The sequence below is a fragment of the Klebsiella sp. G-Nf4 genome, assembly GCF_002810615.1.
GTDB classification, from domain to species: Bacteria; Pseudomonadota; Gammaproteobacteria; order Enterobacterales; family Enterobacteriaceae; genus Klebsiella; species Klebsiella variicola.
Map to the genome: position 1 here is coordinate 273,272 of NZ_PION01000001.1, position 23,262 is coordinate 296,533.

Sequence of the window (23,262 nt, forward strand, 5' to 3'; positions counted from 1 at the left end):
GAGATCACCAGGCAATCAGTAACACCAGGGCCAGACAGACCGAGAGCGCGAACAGGGAGAGATCCATCAGCAGGGGATGCCAGATGTCGCCGGCATACATCCAGTCTCGCAGCTGACGATGTAAAAACAACCAGATAAAAAAACCCAATAAGACGGCTTTGAACAGCGGAGGGAAATAGACGGACGCGCCGAACACCAGGTCCTGCAGCGGCAATCCGGATGTGTTAAGACTCAGTTTCACAAGCAAAAATCCTTTGCCATTACAGGGGTAACCTCAGGGCGTGCTACGCTATAACAGTGTAAATCATTGTTTTGGTTTTTGTTGAATCAAGTAATTCATTTGTTTTGATAATTCAAATGCTGCACACTATTCTAAAATCAGTATAATAACTTAGCAAGCTAATTATAAGGAGATGAAATTGGAATCGCCACTTGGTTCTGATCTGGCACGTTTAGTCCGCGTTTGGCGCGCGCTAATCGACCATCGCCTGAAACCTCTGGAGTTAACGCAGACTCACTGGGTCACGCTGCATAACATCCACCAGCTGCCGCCTGAGCAGTCGCAGATCCAGCTGGCGAAAGCCATCGGTATTGAACAGCCGTCGCTGGTGCGCACGCTCGATCAGCTGGAGGAGAAAGGGCTTATTTCTCGCCAGACCTGTTCAAGCGACCGGCGGGCCAAGCGCATCAAGCTGACTGAAAAAGCTGAACCGCTGATCAATGAGATGGAAGAGGTGATAGGCAAGACCCGCGATGAAATCCTGTCGGGGGTGTCAAAGCAGGAAGTGGAAACGTTGCTCCACTTAATTCGTAAACTTGAACAAAATATCCTCGATCTCCAGGCAAAAGATTAATTTTTTAGCGGCCCGGGTTGCCCCGGGCCGTTTTTTTTAGTCGCCAGGGTGACGCCAGACCACCACCCGATTACGCCCGCTGTTTTTCGCTTCATACATGGCCGCATCCGCACGCTCCACGCAGGCTTCTGCACTCACATTTCCATCGCGCGTCGTATACAACCCCATACTGATGGTCATTCGCTCCGGCAGATGGTGTTGCTCAACGTTGACGGCCAGGCGGATACGCTCGGCGATCGCCAGAGCGTCTTTCTCGGCGGTGTTGACCAGCAGCAGGGCAAACTCCTCACCGCCAATGCGGGCGGCAGCGTCATCCGCGCGCGAATGGTTCTCCAGCACCGAGGCGGCAAACTGGATCACTTTGTCGCCGGCGACGTGACCGTAGTTATCATTGATGCGTTTGAAATGGTCGAGGTCGCTGATGATCACCGACAGCGGATGCTGGGCGCTTACCTTCGCCAGCTGCTGGTTCAGGGTATCGTAGAAGAAGCTGCGGTTGTAAAGCCGGGTCAACGGGTCGCGAATCGAGTTCTGGTACGAGTTGACATACTTATGGTTAGACTCACGGTAGAGCATAAAGACGTCGACCAGCAGCACCAGAATCAGGAACAAGGTGCAAAGTGTCTCGAAAAAACGTGCCTCGTACCAGGTCTGATCGAGTTCTCCGACGGTGGAGATCAGCTGGAAGAGGGTGAAGAGATAAGCGCTGCAAAAAAAAGCGCCGCTAAACCAGAAAATATTGCGTAATTTACTCAGGCTAATTAATAAAATAAGCGTGATAAACCAGATAGCCATCAGCAGCCAGCCGATAATACTTTGCCACAGCGGCGTGAAGGTATGGCTAAGATCGTCGATAAAATTGACGCTCAGCCACGGCGAGTGGCTGGAGTACATCCACGATAAAAAAATAATTGTTAATGTAAAAACGATACACGCCGCGAATGTAATTACGTGTGCTTTCAGCGAGTGCATGATGCGCTGGCGGAAGTAATATAAAACAATAGATGACGTGAATAATACAGCCATCATTATATTGCGGAAGAAATAATAGATAACGGCGTCATTTTGATTAATGACCGGGGTCGGATTGCAGGTAAGCCAGTCCGGATAGCTGCTGAGGGTGCCCAGCATCAGCAGCGCTGAACAGGCAAAGCCGAAAGCAACAGGTGTAAGGTACAGGCGGCGCTTACTGCTCCAGTATTTCATGCCCATAAAGCAGGCAATAGTGATATGAAAGACCATCAGAAAACTGGTCAGCAGAGGAAATAATATTGATGAGGTAGTGCTGAAACTGGTGTGAAAGAAACCGGTCAGTCCGGCTATGCCGAATCCGGCCAGCAAGCAAATAAAAATATAAATGATAAGACGTTTAGCAACATGATTGACATGTTTGAGCATAGGCAAGATCCCAGAGAGAAAAGCAACCGCAACCTTCAGTCGACAGAATATTATGACAGTCTGAGAGTAGTGGGGGCGGTAAGATAAGATATTGCGCAGGCGCAATGATTGATGAAGTACTTAAATTAATATATCTGATTGCTAATGCGAATCTATTACGGTGGAATAACCGTGGCTGAAAAATACGATGCGGCGCAACGGGCCGCATCGTAAGGGGGTTATCGAGGAGAGACGGTGACCTGGCTGCCGCTGCCGGCAATGGCGACGCGCTGACCCACAGAGAACGGCGTGCTGCCCTGTTTCTGCACCACCAGAATGGTGTTGCCATCATCCTTACGGATTTCCAGCTCTACGCCCTGGGTTTTATTCATTGCACCCTGAACGCCCTGGCCCGCGACGCCGCCCGCGACAGCGCCAGCCGCGGTGGCAAGAGAGCGTCCGGTACCGCCGCCGATGGTATTGCCAAGGAACCCGCCGAGCACCGCACCGCCAATGGCGCCGATGGCATTGCTGTCGTCGCCGCTCTGGATCTGCACGGCGCGCGTATGCACAATCGTACCGTAAGTTACGCTCTGCACCTGTTTGGCTTCAGATGCGGAATAAACGTCGCCGGACAGGCCGCTGCTGCTCACGCAGCCTGCGAGCGTAAAACCAATCATCGATACAGCCAAAACACGTAAAATCATTTATGAATCTCCTGTTCACCGAAGGTGTTCAATTGAACGTCCATACGGTTAATTATATGGCATTTAGTCGCCGGCGGGCATAGCTTCCGCCCTGACTATACAAAAAATAATAATTAATGATGCTTCAACCTAAACTAAACGCCGGTTCTTTACGGTGTTCTCTGAAATGTCGCTCTATTGTTAAAAAGTATTATAACAACATAGCATTAGCGGGCGCTTTATGGTGGAGTGAGGCCTATACGAGGGTCATGGAATGAAGGAAAAACGTATGAGATCGGGTCGCTTTATTGGCGTTATGTCCGGTACCAGCCTTGATGGTATCGATGTCGTGTTGGCCGCCATCGACGAAAATATCGTGGCGCAGCAGGCCAGTCTCACCTGGCCCATCCCACACGCAATAAAAGAAGAGATCCTCGCGATTTGTCAGGGCCAGTCGTTGACCCTCTCACAACTGGGGCGTCTGGATACTCGTCTGGGGCGGCTGTTTGCCGATGCCGTACTGGCGCTGATGCGCCAGGAAAATCTCAAGCCCACCGACGTCATCGCTATCGGCTGCCATGGACAGACCGTATGGCATGAACCGCAGGGCGACGCGCCACACACACTGCAAATTGGCGACAACAACCAGATCGCCGCGCATACCGGAGTCACGGTGGTGGGGGATTTTCGCCGGCGTGATATGGCGCTTGGCGGGCAGGGGGCGCCGCTGGTTCCGGCATTTCATCACGCGCTGCTGGCGCACCCCGTTGAGCGGCGGATGGTGTTGAATATCGGCGGGATCGCCAACGTATCGCTGCTGGTGCCAGGGCAGCCGGTGCGCGGCTATGATACCGGGCCGGGAAATATGTTGCTGGATGCCTGGATCTGGCGTCAGCAGGGTAAACCGTATGATAAGGACGCCCAGTGGGCCAGCGAAGGCAGAGTGCTGCTGCCGCTGCTGCAGGATATGCTAAGCGATCCGTGGTTTGCTTTACCGGCGCCGAAAAGCACCGGTCGTGAATATTTCAATTACGGTTGGCTGGAGAAGCATCTGGCCCGCTATCCGGGGCTGCGTGGGCAGGATGTGCAGGCCACGCTGGCGGAATTAACCGCGGTGACCATCAGTGAGCAGGTATTGTTAAGCGGCGGCTGCGAGCGTTTGTTAGTGTGCGGCGGCGGCGCGCGTAACCCCTTGTTAATGGCGCGCCTGGCGGCACTGCTGCCGGGAACCGAAGTCTCCACCACCGATGAGGCGGGGATCAGTGGCGATGATATGGAAGCGCTGGCCTTTGCCTGGCTGGCCTGGCGCACGCTCGCGGGCCTGCCGGGTAATCTGCCCTCAGTGACCGGCGCCAGCGAAGCCACGGTGCTGGGCGCCATTTTCCCGGCTAACCCGCCGCAGAATCGGAGTTAACTGAAATCTTAAACACGGCGCGACCGGTAAACTGAATAAGTTAAGCGGAGGGCGGAGTGCCCTCCGTGACCGGGAAAGTCGAAGGCAAACGAATGAAAAAAATTCTTATCGCAGTTGTACCTTTTATGCTGGCGGGCTGTAGCTACTACAACCAGTTTGTCGAGCGGATGCAGACGGACACGCTGGAGTATCAATGCGACCAGAAACCGTTAACGGTCCATCGCAACAACACCCGCCAGCAGGTGAGTTTTATCTATGATAATCAGCAGTTGAACCTGACTGAGGGGCTGTCGGCTTCGGGGGCGCGCTACACCGACGGCGTCTATGTCTTCTGGTCGAAGGGCGATACCGCCACCGTTTATAAACGCGATCGCATCATCCTCGATAACTGTCAGCTGCAGACGGCCAAACGTTGAGATTTCTGTCGGGGGGGCGCACAATAACGCCACCTTATGACTACATCCTCAATGGCCATGTCTGATAACGACGAACTCCAGCAAATCGCGCACTTGCGCCGTGAATACACCCGTGGCGGTTTGCGTCGCCACGATCTTCCTGCTGAACCCCTGCCGCTGTTTGAACGCTGGCTGCGTCAGGCCTGTGACGCGAAACTCGCAGACCCGACGGCGATGGTGGTTGCTACCGTTGATGAGCGCGGCCAACCTTACCAGCGTATTGTGCTGCTGAAGCATTACGATGAAAAAGGGCTGGTGTTTTATACCAATCTTGGCAGCCGCAAAGCCCATCAGATTGAAAAAAATCCCCAGGTGAGCCTGCTGTTTCCGTGGCATATGCTGGAGCGCCAGGTGATGGTGATCGGCAAAGCGGAGCGCCTGTCGACGCTGGAAGTGGTCAAATATTTCCACAGCCGCCCGCGCGATAGCCAAATCGGCGCCTGGGTTTCCCAGCAGTCCAGTCGTATTTCCGCCCGCGGGATTCTGGAGAGCAAATTCCTCGAGCTGAAGCAGAAATTCCAGCAGGGTGAAGTGCCGCTGCCGAGTTTCTGGGGCGGATTCCGCGTCAGCGTCGAGCAGATGGAGTTCTGGCAGGGGGGCGAACATCGGCTGCATGACCGCTTTTTATACCAGCGTGATAATGGCGCCTGGAAAATAGACCGCCTGGCACCGTAAACGCCGAAATTAGTTATCGAAGCGCTGGCGCTGAAAGGGCCGGCGCTTTATTCTATGTACTTTTCGCATCTGGCGAAAAGTCGTGTACCGGCAGAGGTGCAGTCGTTTATACATGGAGAATTTGATGGCAAGCAGTAACTTGATTAAACAATTGCAAGAGCGGGGGCTGGTAGCCCAGGTGACGGACGAGGAAGCGTTAGCAGAGCGACTGGCGCAAGGCCCGATCGCGCTCTATTGCGGCTTCGATCCTACCGCTGACAGCTTGCATTTGGGGCATCTTGTTCCATTGTTATGCCTGAAACGCTTCCAGCAGGCAGGTCATAAACCTGTGGCGCTGGTGGGCGGCGCAACCGGTCTGATTGGCGACCCAAGCTTTAAAGCCGCTGAGCGTAAGCTAAATACCGAGGATACCGTGCAGGAGTGGGTGGATAAAATCCGCAAACAGGTGGCCCCGTTCCTTGATTTTGATTGCGGCGACAATTCGGCGATTGCGGCGAACAACTATGACTGGTTTGGCAGCATGAACGTGCTGACCTTCCTGCGCGATATCGGCAAACACTTCTCTGTTAACCAGATGATTAACAAAGAAGCAGTGAAGCAGCGCCTGAATCGTGACGATCAGGGTATCTCCTTTACCGAGTTCTCCTACAACCTGCTGCAAGGGTACGACTTCGCCTGCCTGAACAAGCTGCACGGCGTGGCGCTGCAGATCGGCGGTTCCGACCAGTGGGGCAACATCACCTCCGGTATCGATTTGACCCGTCGCCTGCACCAGAACCAGGTGTTTGGCCTGACGGTTCCGCTGATCACCAAGGCAGACGGCACCAAATTCGGTAAAACCGAAGGCGGCGCCGTGTGGCTGGATCCGAAGAAAACCAGTCCGTACAAATTCTACCAGTTCTGGATCAACACCGCGGACGCTGATGTCTATCGCTTCCTCAAGTTCTTCACCTTTATGGACATGGCTGAGATCAATGCCCTGGAAGAAGAAGACAAAAACAGCGGTAAAGCGCCGCGCGCCCAGTACGTGCTGGCAGAGCAGGTGACGCGCCTGGTCCACGGCGAAGAAGGCCTGGAAGCGGCGAAGCGCATTACCGAAAGCCTGTTTAACGGTAATCTGAGCGACCTGAGCGAAGCAGATTTCGAACAGCTGGCGCAGGATGGCGTGCCGATGATCGAAATGGAAAAAGGCGCCGATCTCCTGCAGGCGCTGGTGGATTCCGAGCTGCAGCCGTCCCGCGGTCAGGCGCGTAAAACCGTTGCCTCGAACGCGGTGACCATCAACGGTGAAAAACAGGCCGACCCGGAATATGTATTCAGCGACAGCGACCGTCTGTTCGGCCGCTACACCTTACTGCGTCGCGGTAAAAAGAATTACTGCCTGGTCTGCTGGAAATAAAAAATAAAACCAGGGCGTGGGAAACCACGCCCTTTTTCTTTTTAGGGTTGTGGTAAGAAAATGAAGAACATCCTCGCCATTCAGTCTCACGTTGTGTTTGGCCACGCCGGCAACAGTGCCGCCGAGTTTCCGATGCGCCGTCTGGGCGCCAATGTCTGGCCCCTGAATACCGTTCAGTTCTCCAACCATACGCAGTACGGTAAATGGACAGGTTGCGTGATGCCGCCTTCACACCTGACGGAAATCGTCCAGGGCATCGCCGACATCGATAAGCTGCAGACCTGCGATGCGGTACTGAGCGGCTATCTCGGTTCCGCTGAACAGGGCGAGCATATCCTTGGTATCGTGCGTCAGGTGAAAGCGGCCAATCCGGCGGCGAAGTACTTTTGTGACCCGGTGATGGGCCATCCGGAGAAAGGGTGTATCGTCGCGCCCGGCGTGGCGGAATTCCACGTGCGCTATGCGCTGCCGGCCAGCGATATTATTGCGCCGAATCTGGTTGAACTGGAGATCCTGTGCGGTCATCCGGTCGCCAGCGTCAGCGAGGCGGTAGCTGCCGCGCGGGAGCTGATTGTCCAAGGGCCGGAGGTGGTATTGGTTAAACATCTCTCCCGCGCCGGTCTGAGCATGGATCGTTTTGAGATGCTGCTGGTGACGGCAGATGAAGCCTGGCATATCAGCCGGCCGCTGGTGGATTTTGGCCTGCGTCAGCCGGTCGGCGTCGGTGATGTGACCAGTGGACTGCTGCTGGTGAAACTGCTGCAGGGTGCCAGCCTGCGCGATGCGCTTGAGCACGTCACCGCCGCGGTGTACGAGATCATGCTCACCACTAAAAACATGCAAGAGTATGAACTGCAGGTGGTGGCGGCGCAGGATCGCATTGCCGTACCGGAGCACTGCTTCAGCGCCACCCGGCTGTAACTTCCCGGGCCTGCCCGACGGTCCGCCGGGCAGGTTCAGGCCTTATTTTAAGCCTTCTGCTGCCAGTGCGTCAGCCACCGCTGGACGCGCTGCCACCTGCGCCATCCAGCTGCCGATATGACCATAGGCAGCCATATCCAGTTTTATGCCATAGCCCCAGCGCAGCACGGTGAACAAATAACCGTCGGCGATGGTGAAGCGATGGCCAGTCAGCCACTGTTTATCTTCCAGCGACGCATCAACATACTGCAGTTTCTTCTCGAGCAACGCCCGCGCGACAGGCTTATAGTCCTCCGGGGTATCCGGGCGGAACAGTGGGGTAAAGCCTTTATGCAGCTCGGTGGCCACGTAGTTCAGCCACTCCAGGGTCTGGTAGCGGGCGATGGAGCCCACTGGCGCCAGCAGATGGCGGTCCGGCACCTGATCGGCGATGTACTGCATAATAGCCACGCCCTCAGTCAGCAGGATGTCATCATCCAGCAGTAACGCCGGCACCTGACCTTTCGGGTTGATCAGCAGATAGTCATCCCCGTTTTCCAGCCGTTTTTTGGCCAGGTCCACGCTCTGCAAAGTGAAATCCAGGCCGCTTTCGCGCAGGGCGATGTGCGAGGCAAGGGAACAGGCGCCGGGTTTGTAGAACAGTTTCATGCGTAACTCCTCGTGGCTGCAGTTTTCTGTATGTTAGTCCCGCCAGGGGTAAAAAAAAAGCCGCTAACCTAACGTTAGCGGCTTAAAAATAATTGGTTTTCCCTGCGGCGTCAGGCTGCCGCGGTTTCGCGTGCTTTCAGGTCCGCGCTGTCGTCCTGAGTCATACGATTCAGCTTCGGCGCGGTCAGCAGCATCAGGGCGGCGATAACCGCGGTGACGATACCAATCTGCAGGAACACGTGGCCGTAGACTTCCAGCGACACCAGCGGGTCAGTCACGTTTTCCGGCACCGCCATCAGGTTGGCGATTTTCCCGGCGATGATCGCTGCGCCGGCGGTGGTGAGGAACCAGCTGCCCATAATGAAGCCCATCAGACGCTGAGGAACCAGCTGAGCGACCATCGCCAGACCGAGGCCGGAAATCATCAGCTCACCGATAGACTGCAGCGCATAGCTCAGGATGAGCCAGTTAACCGAGACAATGCCTGCGTCGCTGGCGAACTTCGCCCCTAAAGGCAGGACGAGGAACGCGCCAGAGCACAGCACCATACCGAAAGCGAATTTATGCGGCATCGGCATGCGGTCGCCCATCTTGTTATAAATGGCTGCCAGAATAGGGCTACCAATCATGATCCAGAACGGGTTCAACGCCTGATACTGTTCCGGTTCGAAGGCGATACCGAGGATCGAGTGCTCAACGTTACGGATAGCGAAGAAGTTCAGGGAGGTCGGCATCTGGCTGTAGAGTACGAAGAAGACAATTGCTTCTACCATCAGCAGGAAGGCGACGATCATTTTACGACGTGCGGCACCTTTCAGACCCATGGTTTCTTTGGCGAAAATCACGACGATACCCAGAGCGACGACGCCCAGCACCATACGTGCGATACCCTGGTTGTGCAGCAGCCAGGTGGCGATGGCGACCAGCACCACCACGCCAGCGATGGTCGCCAGCAGTTTACCCATGTGTACCGGGGCAAAGTCCGGTTTGGAGCCGTACTGTTTAACCCATTTCTGGCAGAAGGCAAAGTTAATAATCGTGATCACCATCCCCACCACGCTGAGGGCAAACGCCACGCTCCAGCCGAAGCGAGCGGCCAGCCACGGGGTTGCCAGCATAGAGAAGAACGAACCGATGTTGATGGACATGTAGTACATGGTAAATGCACCGTCCAGACGTGGGTCGTTTTTGTCATAGCAGGTCGAAAGCAGGGAAGACGGGTTGGCTTTAAACAGGCCGTTACCGACGGCGATGGTCGCCATACCCATATAGACGATGGCAGCATCATGGCCGGACCAGGCCACCAGTGCATAGCCGATGGCCAGCACGACAGCGCCCAGCATGATGACACGTTTGGTGCCGAGCACTTTGTCGCCCAGCCAGCCGCCAATGGCAACCAGGCCATAGACCAGCGCGCTAAAGGAGGAGAACAGAGTAATGGAATCCGCTTCCGACATACCCAGCTGTTTTACCAGGTAAACGGCCATGATCCCTTGCAGGCCGTAATAACCAAAACGCTCCCATAACTCGATCGAGAAAATGAGATAGAACGCGCGTGGTTGTTTGAAAGCGTTCAGACTCACACTTTCTGCTGGTTTATTGTTTGCAGTAGACACATATACCTCTTTTTTTACATCCCATATTTACTGGGGGGTGTTCGGGGCGCAATCTCGTTGGACCGCCGCCTTTATAGTTATTTTGGGAGGGAAAACGGCAGGTAATGTTCACTATCCTGGCGCATCAGGCAAGGCCTTTGTAATAATCTGTTACACATAATATGCGTGGCATAATGCTCCGGACATATGAATGTTATCCAGAGTTAAATTTCACCGTTTCGTTATCGTTGCTATTTTTATCTTTTTAATCAGCCGGATTTTGCCAAAAAGGCGATATATTCTGCTGAATGACCTTATTGGCAGTGATATGGTCCATTATCCTAAAAATTAATGGGCTATTATCCTGGCAATCTTTGCTCAATCGTTGTAAAGCCTGACATTTATTTTCATTTTCGCAACATGCAATCAACATAAAGTTGCGAGCATGATCTTGATCACAAATGTATAGAAATTTTGCGGCGAGAAAAAATGAATGAACTGACTGTTCGTTATATGACCGGATTATTACCCACCATAAAGCACATTTTCTGGTGTTAACGACGGGTTAAATGCATAAATTCGAGCCATAACTGAAGGTGAGGTTATGGCTCAGGCGAAGGTATCAGGCGTAGACTTTCTCTTTGAATTCGCAGAGGTCTTCAATCAGGCAGGAGCCGCAGCGCGGCTTGCGGGCAATGCAGGTATAACGTCCATGCAGGATCAACCAGTGATGACAGTCGACCTTAAACTCGGCGGGGACCACCTTCAGAAGCTTCTCTTCCACCTGTTCAACATTCTTGCCCGGGGCGAACTGCGTCCGATTACAAACGCGGAAGATGTGCGTGTCCACGGCGATGGTTGGCCAGCCAAAGGCGGTATTCAGCACCACATTGGCGGTTTTACGGCCCACGCCGGGCAGTGCTTCCAGCGCTGCTCTGTCTTCCGGTACCTCGCCGTTGTGCTGCTCCAGCAGAATGCGGCAGGTTTTGATGACATTTTCCGCTTTGCTGTTAAACAGGCCGATAGTCTTGATATACGATTTCACCCCATCCACCCCCAGCGCCAGCATCGCTGCGGGCGTATTGGCCACCGGATAGAGTTTGGCTGTCGCTTTGTTGACGCTGACGTCGGTGGCCTGCGCCGAAAGCAGAACGGCAATCAGCAGCTCGAACGGCGAACTGAAATGCAGTTCGGTAGTGGGGTGGGGATCGTTTTCCCGCAGCCTGGTGAGGATCGCCAGGCGTTTGGCTTTGTTCATATTACGCTTTCCCTGTCACGTCAGACGGGGCGACAGAAACGGCCCGGGCCGCTTGCGCCTTCCGCTGCTTGCTACGTTCATCGATGAGGTATTTTACCGCCAGCATCATGCCGAGGCCAATAAAGGCGCCTGGCGGCAGCATAGCCAGCAGGAAGGGGGTATCCGTATGGAAAACCTCGATGCGCAGCACCTTCGCCCAGCTGCCAAGCAGACTATCGGCGCCGTCAAATAGCGTGCCGTTGCCAAGGATCTCGCGCAGGGAGCCCAGCACAAACATCGCGCAGGTGGCGCCCATGCCGATAGAAAAGCCATCCAGCGCCGACAGCGCCGGCCCTTTTTTGGCGGCAAAGGCTTCGGCGCGGCCCACCACGATGCAGTTGGTCACGATAAGCGGGATGAAAATCCCCAGCGACTGGTACAGGCCGAAGGCATAGGCGTTGATCAGCATCTGTACGACGCTCACCACCGAGGCGATGATCATCACGTAAATGGGAATACGGATCTCCGCCGGCGTCCAGCGGCGCAGGCTGGAGATGGTCAGGTTGGTTAAGGTCAGCACCAGGGTGGTCGCCAGGCCCAACCCAAGGGCGTTGGTGGCGGTCGAGGTAACCGCCAGCAGAGGGCACATACCTAGCAGCTGTACCAGGGCGGAGTTATTTTTCCACAGGCCCTGGACGATGACGTCTTTAACTTCGCTCATGGTTATTCTCCACAGGCGGTGAATTCAGGAAGTTGCGCAGGCAGCGTTTGTGCATACAGGCCTGCGCGCTTAACGGCATTGACCACCGCCCGGGGGGTGATGGTGGCGCCGGTGAACTGGTCAAAATCGCCGCCATCTTTTTTGACCGCCCAGTGGCTGTCGCCCTGGCCGTGGATGACTTTCCCGGCAAAATGGGTGATCCAGTCCGACAGACGAAGCTCAATTTTATCGCCCAGACCCGGCGTTTCATGGTGCTCGGTCACGCGGGTGCCGAGGACGGTGCCGCTAAAATCGGCAGCAACCAGCAACTGTATTGCCCCGGAGTAGCCATCCGGCGCGGTGGCTTCCATGACCGCGCCGATCGGCTGGTCGTTATTCTTGGCGATCCATACTTTATGCTGGCCTTTACCCAGCGCCGGGGCGCTGACCAGATAGCAGCTCTTGAGCAGATCGTTATTATAGCGGTCAGCAGGTAAGACCTGATCAAATAACGCTTTCTGCTGCAGGGCCGCCTGCTGATCAATAGTGCTTTTCGTCAGTTCATTGATCGCCGCCGTCAGCCCGGTGGAACCGGCGGCAAACAGCGCCAGCGTGACGCCGTGTTTTCGCATCGTTTTTAACATCATCGCTCTCTCAACGGTGGCCATACACGCGCGGACGCGTGTAGTAATCGATCAGCGGCACGGTAATATTCGCCAGCAGAACGGCAAATGCCACGCCATCCGGGTAACCGCCGAAGCTGCGAATAAGCCACACCAGCAGGCCGGCGAGGGCGCCAAAGATCAGACGGCCGCGGTTGGTTGTTGAAGCCGTCACCGGGTCGGTCAGAATAAAGAAAGCGCCGAGCATGGTGGCGCCAGAGAACAAATGCATCTGCGGCGACGCCAGGCTCTGCGGCGAGAATAACCAGCCGAGGGTGGCACACAGGCCAAGGCTGACGAGAAAGCTGACCGGAATATGCCAGCGGATCGCTTTCTGCCACAGCAGGAACAGACCGCCCGCCAGCCAGGCGATATTCACCCACTGCCAGCCAAGGCCCGCCAGTACGCCACCGTAAACCGGCAATTGCAGCACCTGCTGGACGCTATGCCCGGCATGCAGAGAGGTTTTAAAGGTATCCAGCGGGGTGGCCTGGCTGATGCCATCGATACCCAGTCGCAGGCTGGCCATGTCGCCCCCGGCGGCGGTATGCCCGGTGAAGATCATCTGCAGCACATCGCTGAACGCCGGAATCTGGGCGGCAATTTCATATGAAGGCAACCAGGAGGTCATCTGTACCGGGAACGAAATCAGCAGCACGACGTAGCCGATCATCGCCGGATTGAACGGGTTATGGCCTAATCCACCGTACAGCTGCTTGGCGATCACCACGGCAAAGGCAGTGCCGAGCACCACCATCCACCAGGGGGCCAGCGGCGGAATACTCACCGCCAGAAGCAGGCCAGTGAGCAGGGCGGAATTGTCCTTCAGGGTCGCCACAATATGCTGTTTACGCAGTTTGAGAATAGCGGCTTCCGTTGCCCAGGCCGTCAATGCGGCGAGGACAATCTGCAGTACGGTACCCCAGCCGAAAAACCAGGTCTGGACCACAATGCCAGGCACGGCGGCGAGCAGCACCAGCAGCATAATGCGCGAGGTCTGCCGCTGGTTATGGGTATAGGGGGAGCTTGCGATTCTGAAAACCATTTATTCCTCGTTAACTGCCTGCTGTGTTGCTTTACGCGCCTGAACGCGAGCGATCGCCGCGGCGACGGCCGCTTTGCGTGGGTCGTCATTGGCTGCGGCTGACGCGATATCCGGTTGCGCGGCCTGCTGTTCGGCTTTACGCGCTTTGGCGCGGGCGATGGCGGCATCCACCGCGGCCTTGCGTGGGTCGACGGCGTCCGTTGCCGGGGTTTCCACCGGCGCGGCCTGCTGTTCGGCTTTGCGCGCTTTGGCGCGGGCGATAGCGGCTTCCACCGCGGCCTTGCGCGGATCGACGGCGTCCGTTGCCGGCGTGTCTACCGGTGTAGCCTGCTGTTCGGCTTTACGCGCCTTGGCGCGGGCGATAGCGGCTTCCACCGCGGCCTTGCGTGGGTCGACAGCGTCCGTTGCCGGGGTTTCCACCGGCGTGGCCTGCTGTTCGGCTTTGCGCGCTTTGGCGCGGGCGATGGCGGCTTCCACCGCGGCCTTACGCGGATCGACAGCGTCGGTTGCCGGCGTGTCCACCGGCGTAGCCTGCTGCTGTGCTTTGCGTGCCCGGGCTTCGGCCTTCCGCGCTTCGCGTGCGGCAATTGCCTCGCTGTTATCCGGTTTGGCGCCAGACTGAATCACGATCGGTTGCGCCGCATCACGCTGTTTGTCGCGTACCCGAGCCAGGGCGGCGTTAATCGCATCCTGATCTTTGGCGGCAGGCTGAACGGCAGCTTTTTTATGCCGTTCGGCGCGGGCGGCTTTTTCACGCTCCAGGCGCGCCTGTCGGGCTTCGAATCGCGCTTTAGCTTCTGCGGCGCGCTGCTCTTCCTGGCGAATCGCGCTGATCTCCGCTTTCTCCTGACGGAAGTACTGCACCAGCGGAATATTGCTTGGGCAAACCCACGCGCAGGCGCCGCATTCGATGCAGTCCGCCAGATTGTGCGCGGTAGCTTTGTCGTGCTGCTGGCCTTTGCTGAACCAGTACAGCTGCTGCGGCAGCAGATCGGCCGGACAAGCGTCAGCGCAGGCGCTGCAGCGAATGCAGCCTTTTTCTTCCTGCGGCTCGCCCATCTCGCTGGCGGAAGGCGCCAGCAGACAGTTGGTGATCTTCACCACCGGGACGTCCAGCCCCGGCAGGGTAAAGCCCATCAGCGGGCCGCCCATGATCACCATCGGCTCGGCGCTGGCACAGAAGCCGGCGTCGTTTAGCAGATGGCGTACCGGGGTACCAAGGCGCGCCCAGACGTTGCCTGGCCGCGAAACCGCCTCGCCGGTCAGGGTGACCACGCGCTCCGTTAACGGCTCGCCGTCAATCACCGCGCGTTTTATCGCATAGGCCGTCCCCACGTTCTGCATCAGCACGCCAATATCCGACGAACGACCGCCATGGGGCACCTGCTTGCCGGTGAGAATTTGGGTAAGCTGCTTGGCCCCGCCGGAGGGGTATTTAGTGGGGATCATGCGCAGCGAGATGCCATGGGCGTCGCAGAGCACCGCCCGCAGCATCGAAATGGCCTGAGGTTTATTGTCTTCAATGCCGATCAGCACTTCGTCAGGCTGCAGAATATGCGCGAGGATGCGGATCCCGTCGACAATCTGCGCCGCGCAGTCCTGCATCAGGCGGTCGTCCGCCGTGATATAGGGTTCGCATTCGGCGGCGTTAATAATCAGCGTCTTAATTTTATCGCCGCCGCCGCGCAGTTTGCTGCCGGTGGGGAAACCGGCCCCGCCGAGGCCCGCGACGCCAAACTGATGAATGCGTTCGATAAGCGCTTCGCGCGTGCGGACCTGATAATCATTCCAGCCATCGCGCTCAATCCAGCGGTCTTCGCCGTCGGCGTCAATGATCACGCTCATCTCCGCCAGCGCCGACGGATGAGCGGTGGTGTGCGGGGCGATGGCGGCAACGGTACCGGAGGTCGGGGCGTGAACGGGCAGCATTCTTCCCCATCCGCGGGTCAGCGGCTGGCCGCGCAGCACCCGATCGCCCACCTTGACGCACAGTTCGCCTTCGGCGCCAATATGCTGCTTCAGCGGAATGATAAGGCGCTGCGGCAGGGAAACCTGGCGCAGTGGGGTACCGTTAGACTGGGTTTTCATTTCGGGCGGATGAATACCGCCGTTAAAATCCCAGACTTTATCTTTTCGGAAAGCGGAAAATAACTTAAACATGTTGTTCCACAGGAATATTGCGCACCGGGATCGTATGGAGATCCCATTTCCAGGTTTCCGGGGTGGTCGCCACCGGAACGAGCGAAATGCACTGGGTCGGGCAGGGGGCTACGCACAGATTACAACCGGTGCACAGGTCGTTCATCACGGTATGCATGGCGCGGGTTGCCCCGACAATTGCATCTACCGGACACGCCTGGATGCATTTGGTGCAGCCAATGCAGTTCGGCTCGTCGATTACCGCGAGCATGCGAACTGGCTCCGCCTCCTGTTCATCGCCATCGACCGGCTGCGGGTCGACGTTCAGTAAGGCAGCGATTTTTAACATCACGGCTTCGCCACCCGGCGCGCAGCGGTTAATTTTTTCACCCTGGGCACCGACAGCTTCCGCATAGGGGCGGCAGCCGGGGTAGCCGCACTGCCCGCACTGGCTCTGCGGTAACAGTTCATCAATTTTTTCCACCACCGGGTCGTCCTGCACCGCGAAACGGCGGGAGGCATACCCCAGTATTAAGCCGAAAATCAACCCTAACAGGCTGATGGCGATGACGGCTATCCAGACTGCGCTCATTACAACTTCACCAAACCACTAAAGCCCATAAAGGCCAGAGACATTAAACCGGCGGTAATCAATGCGATGGCATTACCACGAAACGGCGCGGGCACATCGGCAACTACCAGGCGCTCGCGGATCGCCGCGAACAGCACCATCACCAGCGAGAAACCGACGGCGGCGGCAAAGCCGTACAGCGCGGACTGCAGGAAATTGTGTCCCAGATTGATATTCAGCAGCGCCACCCCGAGAACCGCACAGTTGGTGGTGATCAGCGGCAGAAAGATCCCCAACAGGCGATAGAGCGCCGGGCTGGTTTTACGCACCACCATTTCAGTGAACTGGACCACCACGGCGATGACCAGAATAAAGGCCAGCGTGCGTAAATAAACCAGATTTAACGGGATAAGGATCCAGGTATCAATCAGCCAGGCACAAATAGAGGCCAGCGTCATCACGAAGGTGGTGGCAAGCCCCATCCCCATTGCGGTTTCCAGCTTTTTGGAAACCCCCATAAACGGGCACAGGCCAAGAAACTTCACCAGAACGAAGTTATTGACAAGGACAGTACCAATAAAGAGCAGTAAATAATCAGCCATCATGCGACCTGAAACGAAAAAAAGCCGCTTATTATCGAATAAAACGATACCGGCGACAACAGGTTAAATGTGGGGTTATTACGGATGAACAAAGGTCCGTTTTACCCGCTGTGAACGGCGAAAATAGGGCGCCAGGAGCGCGGCAGCCAACAATGGAAACAGCAGCTGACGCAAAGCAAGAACATCCGAGACGGGAGAGAAGGCAAAAGCCTTTATCGCCAGCAGCAGAGTGATGAGCAACCAGATAATATAGTGCTTAGGGACCAGCGAGCGCCGCTTGAAGAACGCGATAGTCAGCCAAAGCGTGTAATACCACATGGCGACAGCAAACAGCAGTGAAGCGAGCCACAGTACCATATGTCCGGTGCTCATAGCGCGCAGCAGGGCATACGTCTGCGTCGACATGAGGGCATTGGCAAAAAACAGCAGCGATAAGGAGGCGCTCAGCAGCGCCACCAGCAACCAGGCCAGCGGTGCCAGCAGCCATCCGCCGATGCGTTCTGCAGATTGAGACGTCATGTTACTCCCCTATTCAACGCCAGTAATGAAAATCAGGCCGGGAAGTATAAGCAACTGGCGTGAAGGATGACAGCCTTACTGCACGAATCGCCAAACGGATTTAGGCACCTGGCCCACATCGAACAATTTACCGCCGGAGACCAGCTCTGCCCGGCGGTGGTCGGCCGCACGATACATATTCACGATCTCTTCGGTGTCGGTCAGGGAGTAGTTAAGGTGATCAAATAGTTTTTCAAGACTTTCGAGCGAACTGATTTTGCGGAATTTTAATAAATAGTCCAGAACGGTCATTTTCGTATCCATTTTATAATCGGAATAATTATGTTGAATATTATCAGCATTCACTAAACCTACTCTCAACCAACGGCGCCTTCTGAATGGGGCCGGGTGGAATGATTCAGGTTATATAAACCCATGACAAGGGGCGAGAGCCGACCTTGAAGAGCAGGGAGAAGTTTAAGAATATTCTAAAACCAGACCGGGCGCCGAATGGCGCCCGCAAGAGAAGATTAACGCTGTTCGCCGTGACTGGCAATAACAGATTTGTACCAATAAAAACTCTTCTTTCGTTTGCGAGCCAGATTTTGCTGGTGATCGACATAGACAAAGCCGTACTGCTTTTGATACCCGTTAAGCCAGCTCAGCAGATCGATAAACGACCAGGGATAATAGCCGCGCACATCCGCCCCCAGCGCCAGCGCCTTTTCCACGGCGCCAATATGGCTGCTCAGGTAGTCGATTCGCGGATCGTCGACCACTTCACCGGCAATAATCGGGTCTTTCGCCCCCAGGCCATTTTCGGTGATATAGATCGGGATATCGCCATAGCGTTCCTTGATCATCATAATGCCGTCCGTCAGCCCCTGCGGCCAGATTTCCCATCCCCATTCGGTATAGGTGCTCTGCGGATTACGCACGAAATAGAACAACCCCTCCACGCCAGGTTCGCCACCGGTGGGGATGTCGGGCGGCTGGGCGGACACCGTTTCCCGGCGATAGTAATTCAGCCCAATAAAGTCACAGCGGTTCTCGCGCAGCAGTGCGTCATCGTCCGGGGAAAAGCGCGGTACCCCCCACAGAGCCTGGGTCTGCGCCAGCAGAGCAGCAGGATAGGTGCCTTTCAGTACCGGGTCGTAAAGCCAGTGAGTATGGATGGCGTCAGCCAGTTCGGTGGCCTTTTTGTCTGCCTCACTGTCGGTGAGCGGAGTATGGGGCTGTAGCACATTGACGAAGCCAATCTGGCCCGCCACGCCACTCTCGCGGAACGCCTTCACCGCCAGCGCATGGGCGATAAACACGTGGTGGCAGGCCTGAATGGCACGCGCTGGATCGCGGACCGCCGGGGGATGCAGACCGTTGATATAGCCGTGGCCAATGAACACGATGGTTTCGTTAAAGGTCGCCCACAGCTTCACCCGTGAACCAAAGCGCGCATAGCACAGGCGGGCGTACTCGGCGAAGGCCTCGGCGGTACTCCGTGCTTCCCAGCCGCCCTCATCCTGCAGGGCCTGCGGCAGGTCCCAGTGATAGAGGGTGATCATCGGCTCAATATTGTGCGCCAGCAGTTCGTCGATCAGATCGCTGTAAAACTGTACTCCCGCTTCATTCACTTCACCGCGCCCGTTGGGTAGCAGTCGTGGCCAGGAGATAGAGAATCGATAACTTTGCAGGCCCATTTCGGCCATTAACGCGATGTCTTCGCGAAAACGGTGATAGTGGTCGACCGCGACATCGCCGGTGGTGCCTTCAAAGGTGGTACCCGGCAGGTGAGAGTAGATATCCCAGATTGACGGTCCTTTGCCGTCTGCGTCGTGCCCACCTTCAACCTGATACGCTGCGGTAGCGGCACCCCATAAAAAATTGTGCGGAAAAGCGGCCATGAATAAGCTCCCTGTCTGATGATAAAGGGAGTGTAATAAAAGCGATGATAACTGTGCAACCGGTTTCTGAAACCGGTTGCACAGTTGCGAGGCGGGTCACTGTTTTACGGCGGCGCTACTTTGTCTGCACCACATCCGCTGGCGGTGGGGCCTGATAGTTATCAATATGGTGCGCGATAACCAAAAGCAGTGCGGAAATACCAAAAACAATCCAGCCAATAAGTTCTACAATACGGGTAAAAACAGTCGTCATAACACATCAATATCCTTTGAACACAGCGTAAAATGTTACTCCATGGTCAGCAGATCACAAGGGGTATCTGTCTGATTTTGCACATGTGCGGGAAAAAATCAGGGTGTTAAATGATAAAATTTGCTCACTATTTGTAAGATTATTCTCATCAACATGATATTGACATCAGCTGAATAAGTGAGGCGGTAACATGAGTGACGCGATCCGGGTAGGGCTATTAGGTTACGGTTACGCCAGCAAAACGTTTCACGCGCCGCTGATCGGCGGCACGCCGGGCATGGCGTTGACGATGGTCTCCAGCAGCGAGGCCGGCAAAGTCCATGCCGACTGGCCAGGGGTCAGGGTGGTGAGTGCGGCAAAGGACTTGCTCAACGATCCTGATATTGATCTGGTGGTCATCGCCACCCCGAACGATACCCACTTTCCGCTGGCGAAAGCGGCGCTGGAAGCGGGCAAGCATGTGGTAGTGGATAAACCTTTTACCGTGACACTGTCACAAGCACGCGAGCTGGAGGGGCTGGCGAAGCATTGTGGCCGGGTGCTGTCGGTGTTTCATAACCGCCGCTGGGACAGTGATTTCTTAACCGTCAGGGCACTGATTAACGAAGGTCAACTGGGGGAAGTGTGTTACTTCGAGTCGCATTTCGATCGCTTCCGCCCCCAGGTGCGCCAGCGCTGGCGGGAACAGGGAGGCCCCGGAAGTGGGATTTGGTATGATCTGGGGCCGCATCTGCTCGATCAGGCGGTGGTGCTCTTTGGCCTGCCGGTGAGTATCACGGTCGATCTCGCTCAACTTCGCCCCGGCGCGCAATCCACCGACTATTTTCACGCCGTGCTGGCCTATCCCCAGAGGCGGGTGGTGCTGCATGGCACATTGCTCGCTGCGGCGGAGAGCGCGCGCTTTATCGTCCACGGCTCGCGGGCCAGCTATATTAAGTATGGCCTTGATCCCCAGGAGGAACGGCTAAAAAACGGTGAACGACTGCCGCAGGAGGACTGGGGGTATGATATGCGCGACGGTACTCTGACCCGCGCCGAGGGCGACGAACGAAGCGAGGAGACATGGCTGACGCTGCCGGGCAATTATCCCGCCTATTATGCCGCCATTCGCGATGCGCTTAACGGGGAGGGAGAAAACCCGGTCCCGGCCAGCGAGGCGATTCAGATCATGACGTTGATTGAGCTGGGTATCGAGTCGGCCAGACATCGCGCCACGCTCAGCCTGGTGTGAGGGGAAGCCCGGCAGCGCGGCCGCCGGGCCGATGATCAACCTTTCGCCACCCGCTGAATAAGAGCGGCTTTTTCCTGTTCGCTCAGAAACGCCTGGGTCAGACCGTTGATCTGCGCCTGACGGATCTGCTCCCGGCTCAGGCCCGCCGCCGGCGCCGCCACGGTGTACTCGTGAATAATATCGACGCCCTGCACCGCCGGATCGTCAGTGTTGAGGCTCGCCAGCACGCCGTGCTCAAGGAACTGCTTCAGCGGATGTTGGGCCAGCGAAGCCACGGTGCTGGTTTGCACATTCGAGGTCAGGCACGATTCAATGCCGATCTGATGTTCGGCCAGGTAGTCCATCAGGGCCGGATCCTCTACCGCTTTGACCCCATGACCGATACGCTCCGCGCCCAGCTCGCGGATGGCCTGCCAGATACTTTCCGGTCCGGCCGCTTCGCCAGCGTGGACGGTAATATGCCAGCCAGCGTCGCGGGCCTGATTAAAATGGTTGAGGAACAGCGCGCCCGGGAAGCCCAGCTCATCACCGGCCAGATCCAGCGCGGTGATGCCCTCGCGGTGGGCGAGCAGCGCCGCCAGCTCTTCCTGACAGGCCGCTTCACCGAAGGTGCGGCTCAGAATGCCGATCAGGCGGGCGTCGACCTGAAAATCGCGGCTGCCTTCACGCACGCCCGCGATCACTGCCTCTACCACGCCGTCGACGGGAAGCTGGTGGGTCATCGCCATATAGCGGGGAGAGAAGCGCAGCTCAACGTAGTGCAGACCATTGCGCGCGGCGTCTTCGACGTTCTCGTATGCCACGCGACGGCAGGCTTCCAGTGAAGCAAGGACTTTAACCCCCCAGTCGAGCTTGGCGAGAAAACTGACCAGATCGGGCTCGAGGCTGGTGACCTGGACGTGGGGACGCAGCGTGTCGAGGGTGGAAGCGGGAAGGGCGATATTAAACTCGCGGCCAAGATCGAGGATGGTTTGGGCCCGGATGTTACCGTCAAGGTGGCGGTGAATGTCGGTTAATGGCAATGAATAATCAATCATGGTCGCACTCTTTTTTTAGTTAAAGTGCACGTCATTATACAACATGTACATAACTGTTTAAAAGCATTGAAAAAATCCATTCGATACAAACAGCTGGGGGCACTCAGGTCATTTTTCCGCTCTTTTCGCTGCGCCATTTAAAACAGCGAACGACGTTCATGATTGACGCGATCCTGACCAGACCAGAAAAGCGCACGCGCTGACCGCGGCGCCGGCAAGGCAGACCGCCTGCCATCCCCAATGGGAATAAAGTTGCGTGGCGACGATAGCGCCTGCCGCACTGCCCAGCGAATAAAAACACATATAAGCCCCAACAAGGCGGCTTGCCGCTGCAGGCCTGGCGGCAATAATCAGGCTCTGGTTGGTGACATGCACGGCCTGCACCGCAAAGTCCAGTGCGATAACACCCACTATTAGCCATAGCAGAGAGGTTTCGGCAAAGGCGATAGGCAGCCATGAGAGCGCCAGCAGCGCCAGCGCCAGGCCGGTCGAGCGCTGCGCCCATCCCTGGTCAGCCCACTTGCCCGCCCTTGAGGCGGCCAGCACGCCAGCGATGCCGGCCAGGCCAAACATCCCTGTCTGGGTGTGCGACAGGGAAAGGGCGGTGAGCGGCATGACCATGGTTGTCCACAGCATACTGAAAGCGGCGAAGATCAGTAGCGCCAGGATCCCGCGCTTTCTCAATTGCGGTTCAGTGGTATACAGCTGAAAAACTGACTTCAGTAAGGAAAGGTAAGTGGGCTTTTGCGACTGCGGCGTGGGCGAAGGCATGACTTTCCAGATGACGCCGGCAATCAACAACATCAGACAGGCAGCCGTGAGATAAACGGCTCGCCAGCCGGCGATATCAGCGATCGCGCCTGATATAAAACGAGACAACAGAATGCCTGAAACAATTCCGCTGGTCAGGGTACCCACCGCCTGGCCCCGTTTCTGCGGCGTCGCCAGTATCGCCACCCATGCCACCATCAGCTGCACCACCACCGCCATCAGGCCGACGATCAGCATGGCACCCAGCAGGATCGCGATATTAGGGGATAACCCTGCCACGACTAACGCCGCCACCGACAGCAACAGCTGAGTCATCATCACGTGTTTACGGTTCAAACCGTCCCCGAGCGGAACCAGGAACAGCAAGCCGATGGCATAGCCCACCTGTGTCGCGGTGATGACGCTGCCCATCATGCCGGGCGACACCTTCAGGCTGACCGCCATCGAGTCGAGTAACGGCTGAGCTGAATAAACGTTGGCTACCGCCAGCGCGCAGGTCAGTGAAAACAGCGCCGTTATCCCCGCGGTCAGCATCGTGGCAGGGGCGGAGGCGGTCGGGATCTCGTGCTCGGTACACAAACTTGCCTTGCA

General features: G+C 56.5%; 25 protein-coding genes. 7 read left to right on the forward strand and 18 right to left on the reverse strand.

Going from position 1 to position 23,262, the window contains the following annotated elements; genetic code table 11:
• Positions 1-4: 4 nt before the first annotated feature.
• Positions 5-241: a DUF1656 domain-containing protein gene (locus CWM57_RS01385; RefSeq protein WP_004143834.1), complete on the reverse strand. Its 237-nt coding sequence runs from the start codon at positions 239-241 to the stop codon at positions 5-7.
• Between the two features lie 172 nt (positions 242-413).
• Between CWM57_RS01385 and slyA the strand changes: the two genes are divergently transcribed.
• On the forward strand, positions 414-854 hold the full coding sequence (slyA, locus tag CWM57_RS01390; protein ID WP_008804631.1) for a transcriptional regulator SlyA: 441 nt from the start codon (positions 414-416) through the stop codon (positions 852-854).
• 36 nt (positions 855-890) lie between these two features.
• On the opposite strand, the gene CWM57_RS01395 is transcribed toward slyA, so the two are convergent.
• Both CWM57_RS01395 and slyB read right to left on the reverse strand, forming a co-directional pair.
• A complete protein-coding gene (locus tag CWM57_RS01395) occupies positions 891-2,252 on the reverse strand; it encodes a GGDEF domain-containing protein (protein ID WP_100675495.1) in 1,362 nt (453 codons plus the stop codon).
• Between the two features lie 218 nt (positions 2,253-2,470).
• Complete coding sequence (gene slyB / locus CWM57_RS01400) at positions 2,471-2,938, reverse strand: outer membrane lipoprotein SlyB (RefSeq protein ID WP_008804633.1); 468 nt, start codon at positions 2,936-2,938, stop codon at positions 2,471-2,473.
• A gap of 268 nt (positions 2,939-3,206) precedes the next feature.
• Here slyB and anmK point away from each other — a divergent pair, with 268 nt between their 5' ends.
• From anmK to pdxY, 5 genes are all read left to right on the forward strand, one after another.
• On the forward strand, positions 3,207-4,331 hold the full coding sequence (anmK, locus tag CWM57_RS01405) for an anhydro-N-acetylmuramic acid kinase (RefSeq protein WP_061154381.1): 1,125 nt from the start codon (positions 3,207-3,209) through the stop codon (positions 4,329-4,331).
• A gap of 92 nt (positions 4,332-4,423) precedes the next feature.
• Entirely contained in the window at positions 4,424-4,747 is a 324-nt protein-coding gene (gene mliC, locus CWM57_RS01410; RefSeq protein WP_061154382.1) for a C-type lysozyme inhibitor, read from the forward strand.
• A gap of 57 nt (positions 4,748-4,804) precedes the next feature.
• Positions 4,805-5,461, forward strand: coding sequence for a pyridoxamine 5'-phosphate oxidase (pdxH, locus tag CWM57_RS01415; RefSeq protein ID WP_032731006.1), 657 nt, complete (start codon positions 4,805-4,807; stop codon positions 5,459-5,461).
• A gap of 124 nt (positions 5,462-5,585) precedes the next feature.
• Positions 5,586-6,860: a tyrosine--tRNA ligase gene (gene tyrS, locus CWM57_RS01420; protein WP_012968045.1), complete on the forward strand. Its 1,275-nt coding sequence runs from the start codon at positions 5,586-5,588 to the stop codon at positions 6,858-6,860.
• 60 nt (positions 6,861-6,920) lie between these two features.
• Positions 6,921-7,781: a pyridoxal kinase PdxY gene (gene pdxY, locus CWM57_RS01425; protein WP_074385669.1), complete on the forward strand. Its 861-nt coding sequence runs from the start codon at positions 6,921-6,923 to the stop codon at positions 7,779-7,781.
• A 42-nt stretch (positions 7,782-7,823) separates the two neighbouring features.
• On the opposite strand, the gene gstA is transcribed toward pdxY, so the two are convergent.
• The 13 genes from gstA to blr form a co-directional block, all read right to left on the reverse strand.
• Positions 7,824-8,429 (reverse strand): glutathione transferase GstA, encoded by a 606-nt coding sequence (gstA, locus tag CWM57_RS01430; RefSeq protein ID WP_074385670.1) that lies wholly within the window; start codon positions 8,427-8,429, stop codon positions 7,824-7,826.
• A gap of 110 nt (positions 8,430-8,539) precedes the next feature.
• On the reverse strand, positions 8,540-10,045 hold the full coding sequence (gene dtpA / locus CWM57_RS01435) for a dipeptide/tripeptide permease DtpA (RefSeq protein WP_061154385.1): 1,506 nt from the start codon (positions 10,043-10,045) through the stop codon (positions 8,540-8,542).
• A 601-nt stretch (positions 10,046-10,646) separates the two neighbouring features.
• Positions 10,647-11,282: an endonuclease III gene (gene nth, locus CWM57_RS01440; protein WP_008804641.1), complete on the reverse strand. Its 636-nt coding sequence runs from the start codon at positions 11,280-11,282 to the stop codon at positions 10,647-10,649.
• A gap of 1 nt (position 11,283) precedes the next feature.
• Positions 11,284-11,982: an electron transport complex subunit E gene (locus CWM57_RS01445; protein WP_008804642.1), complete on the reverse strand. Its 699-nt coding sequence runs from the start codon at positions 11,980-11,982 to the stop codon at positions 11,284-11,286.
• Between the two features lie 2 nt (positions 11,983-11,984).
• A complete protein-coding gene (gene rsxG / locus CWM57_RS01450) occupies positions 11,985-12,605 on the reverse strand; it encodes an electron transport complex subunit RsxG (RefSeq protein ID WP_032691405.1) in 621 nt (206 codons plus the stop codon).
• 10 nt (positions 12,606-12,615) lie between these two features.
• A complete protein-coding gene (rsxD, locus tag CWM57_RS01455; RefSeq protein WP_061154386.1) occupies positions 12,616-13,668 on the reverse strand; it encodes an electron transport complex subunit RsxD in 1,053 nt (350 codons plus the stop codon).
• A complete protein-coding gene (gene rsxC, locus CWM57_RS01460) occupies positions 13,669-15,828 on the reverse strand; it encodes an electron transport complex subunit RsxC (RefSeq protein WP_100675496.1) in 2,160 nt (719 codons plus the stop codon). It lies immediately after the preceding gene.
• Complete coding sequence (rsxB, locus tag CWM57_RS01465; RefSeq protein ID WP_074385673.1) at positions 15,821-16,399, reverse strand: electron transport complex subunit RsxB; 579 nt, start codon at positions 16,397-16,399, stop codon at positions 15,821-15,823. The genes rsxC and rsxB overlap by 8 nt, the downstream gene beginning before the upstream one ends.
• Positions 16,399-16,980 (reverse strand): electron transport complex subunit RsxA, encoded by a 582-nt coding sequence (gene rsxA / locus CWM57_RS01470; protein WP_002907658.1) that lies wholly within the window; start codon positions 16,978-16,980, stop codon positions 16,399-16,401. Before rsxA ends, rsxB begins: the two co-directional genes overlap by 1 nt.
• A gap of 78 nt (positions 16,981-17,058) precedes the next feature.
• A complete protein-coding gene (locus CWM57_RS01475) occupies positions 17,059-17,499 on the reverse strand; it encodes a DUF2569 domain-containing protein (protein ID WP_074385674.1) in 441 nt (146 codons plus the stop codon).
• A 75-nt stretch (positions 17,500-17,574) separates the two neighbouring features.
• Entirely contained in the window at positions 17,575-17,790 is a 216-nt protein-coding gene (gene ydgT, locus CWM57_RS01480) for a transcription modulator YdgT (protein ID WP_004202843.1), read from the reverse strand.
• Positions 17,791-18,008: 218 nt separating this feature from the next.
• On the reverse strand, positions 18,009-19,379 hold the full coding sequence (locus tag CWM57_RS01485; RefSeq protein ID WP_100675497.1) for a GH1 family beta-glucosidase: 1,371 nt from the start codon (positions 19,377-19,379) through the stop codon (positions 18,009-18,011).
• Between the two features lie 115 nt (positions 19,380-19,494).
• Positions 19,495-19,632 (reverse strand): division septum protein Blr, encoded by a 138-nt coding sequence (gene blr, locus CWM57_RS01490; RefSeq protein WP_061154391.1) that lies wholly within the window; start codon positions 19,630-19,632, stop codon positions 19,495-19,497.
• 190 nt (positions 19,633-19,822) lie between these two features.
• Here blr and CWM57_RS01495 point away from each other — a divergent pair, with 190 nt between their 5' ends.
• A complete protein-coding gene (locus CWM57_RS01495) occupies positions 19,823-20,863 on the forward strand; it encodes an oxidoreductase (protein WP_074385676.1) in 1,041 nt (346 codons plus the stop codon).
• Between the two features lie 35 nt (positions 20,864-20,898).
• On the opposite strand, the gene add is transcribed toward CWM57_RS01495, so the two are convergent.
• On the reverse strand, positions 20,899-21,900 hold the full coding sequence (gene add / locus CWM57_RS01500) for an adenosine deaminase (protein ID WP_100675498.1): 1,002 nt from the start codon (positions 21,898-21,900) through the stop codon (positions 20,899-20,901).
• A 156-nt stretch (positions 21,901-22,056) separates the two neighbouring features.
• Positions 22,057-23,205: an MFS transporter gene (locus CWM57_RS01505; protein ID WP_100630743.1), complete on the reverse strand. Its 1,149-nt coding sequence runs from the start codon at positions 23,203-23,205 to the stop codon at positions 22,057-22,059.
• Between the last annotated feature and the right edge of the window lie 57 nt (positions 23,206-23,262).

What these genes read in the sequence shown, in the direction of transcription:
- tyrS (WP_012968045.1), top strand. Translation starts at nt 5,586, where the DNA reads ATGGCAAGCAGTAACTTGATTAAACAATTGCAAGAGCGGGGGCTGGTA.
- CWM57_RS01495 (WP_074385676.1), top strand. Translation starts at nt 19,823, where the DNA reads ATGAGTGACGCGATCCGGGTAGGGCTATTAGGTTACGGTTACGCCAGC.
- gstA (WP_074385670.1), bottom strand. Translation starts at nt 8,429, where the DNA reads ATGAAACTGTTCTACAAACCCGGCGCCTGTTCCCTTGCCTCGCACATC.
- rsxC (WP_100675496.1), bottom strand. Translation starts at nt 15,828, where the DNA reads ATGTTTAAGTTATTTTCCGCTTTCCGAAAAGATAAAGTCTGGGATTTT.
- slyA (WP_008804631.1), top strand. Translation starts at nt 414, where the DNA reads ATGAAATTGGAATCGCCACTTGGTTCTGATCTGGCACGTTTAGTCCGC.
- mliC (WP_061154382.1), top strand. Translation starts at nt 4,424, where the DNA reads ATGAAAAAAATTCTTATCGCAGTTGTACCTTTTATGCTGGCGGGCTGT.
- rsxA (WP_002907658.1), bottom strand. Translation starts at nt 16,980, where the DNA reads ATGGCTGATTATTTACTGCTCTTTATTGGTACTGTCCTTGTCAATAAC.
- rsxG (WP_032691405.1), bottom strand. Translation starts at nt 12,605, where the DNA reads ATGTTAAAAACGATGCGAAAACACGGCGTCACGCTGGCGCTGTTTGCC.
- ydgT (WP_004202843.1), bottom strand. Translation starts at nt 17,790, where the DNA reads ATGACCGTTCTGGACTATTTATTAAAATTCCGCAAAATCAGTTCGCTC.
- slyB (WP_008804633.1), bottom strand. Translation starts at nt 2,938, where the DNA reads ATGATTTTACGTGTTTTGGCTGTATCGATGATTGGTTTTACGCTCGCA.
- rsxD (WP_061154386.1), bottom strand. Translation starts at nt 13,668, where the DNA reads ATGGTTTTCAGAATCGCAAGCTCCCCCTATACCCATAACCAGCGGCAG.
- CWM57_RS01475 (WP_074385674.1), bottom strand. Translation starts at nt 17,499, where the DNA reads ATGACGTCTCAATCTGCAGAACGCATCGGCGGATGGCTGCTGGCACCG.
- CWM57_RS01485 (WP_100675497.1), bottom strand. Translation starts at nt 19,379, where the DNA reads ATGGCCGCTTTTCCGCACAATTTTTTATGGGGTGCCGCTACCGCAGCG.
- pdxH (WP_032731006.1), top strand. Translation starts at nt 4,805, where the DNA reads ATGTCTGATAACGACGAACTCCAGCAAATCGCGCACTTGCGCCGTGAA.
- rsxB (WP_074385673.1), bottom strand. Translation starts at nt 16,399, where the DNA reads ATGAGCGCAGTCTGGATAGCCGTCATCGCCATCAGCCTGTTAGGGTTG.
- blr (WP_061154391.1), bottom strand. Translation starts at nt 19,632, where the DNA reads ATGACGACTGTTTTTACCCGTATTGTAGAACTTATTGGCTGGATTGTT.
- CWM57_RS01505 (WP_100630743.1), bottom strand. Translation starts at nt 23,205, where the DNA reads ATGCTGACCGCGGGGATAACGGCGCTGTTTTCACTGACCTGCGCGCTG.
- nth (WP_008804641.1), bottom strand. Translation starts at nt 11,282, where the DNA reads ATGAACAAAGCCAAACGCCTGGCGATCCTCACCAGGCTGCGGGAAAAC.
- anmK (WP_061154381.1), top strand. Translation starts at nt 3,207, where the DNA reads ATGAGATCGGGTCGCTTTATTGGCGTTATGTCCGGTACCAGCCTTGAT.
- CWM57_RS01395 (WP_100675495.1), bottom strand. Translation starts at nt 2,252, where the DNA reads ATGCTCAAACATGTCAATCATGTTGCTAAACGTCTTATCATTTATATT.
- pdxY (WP_074385669.1), top strand. Translation starts at nt 6,921, where the DNA reads ATGAAGAACATCCTCGCCATTCAGTCTCACGTTGTGTTTGGCCACGCC.
- CWM57_RS01445 (WP_008804642.1), bottom strand. Translation starts at nt 11,982, where the DNA reads ATGAGCGAAGTTAAAGACGTCATCGTCCAGGGCCTGTGGAAAAATAAC.
- add (WP_100675498.1), bottom strand. Translation starts at nt 21,900, where the DNA reads ATGATTGATTATTCATTGCCATTAACCGACATTCACCGCCACCTTGAC.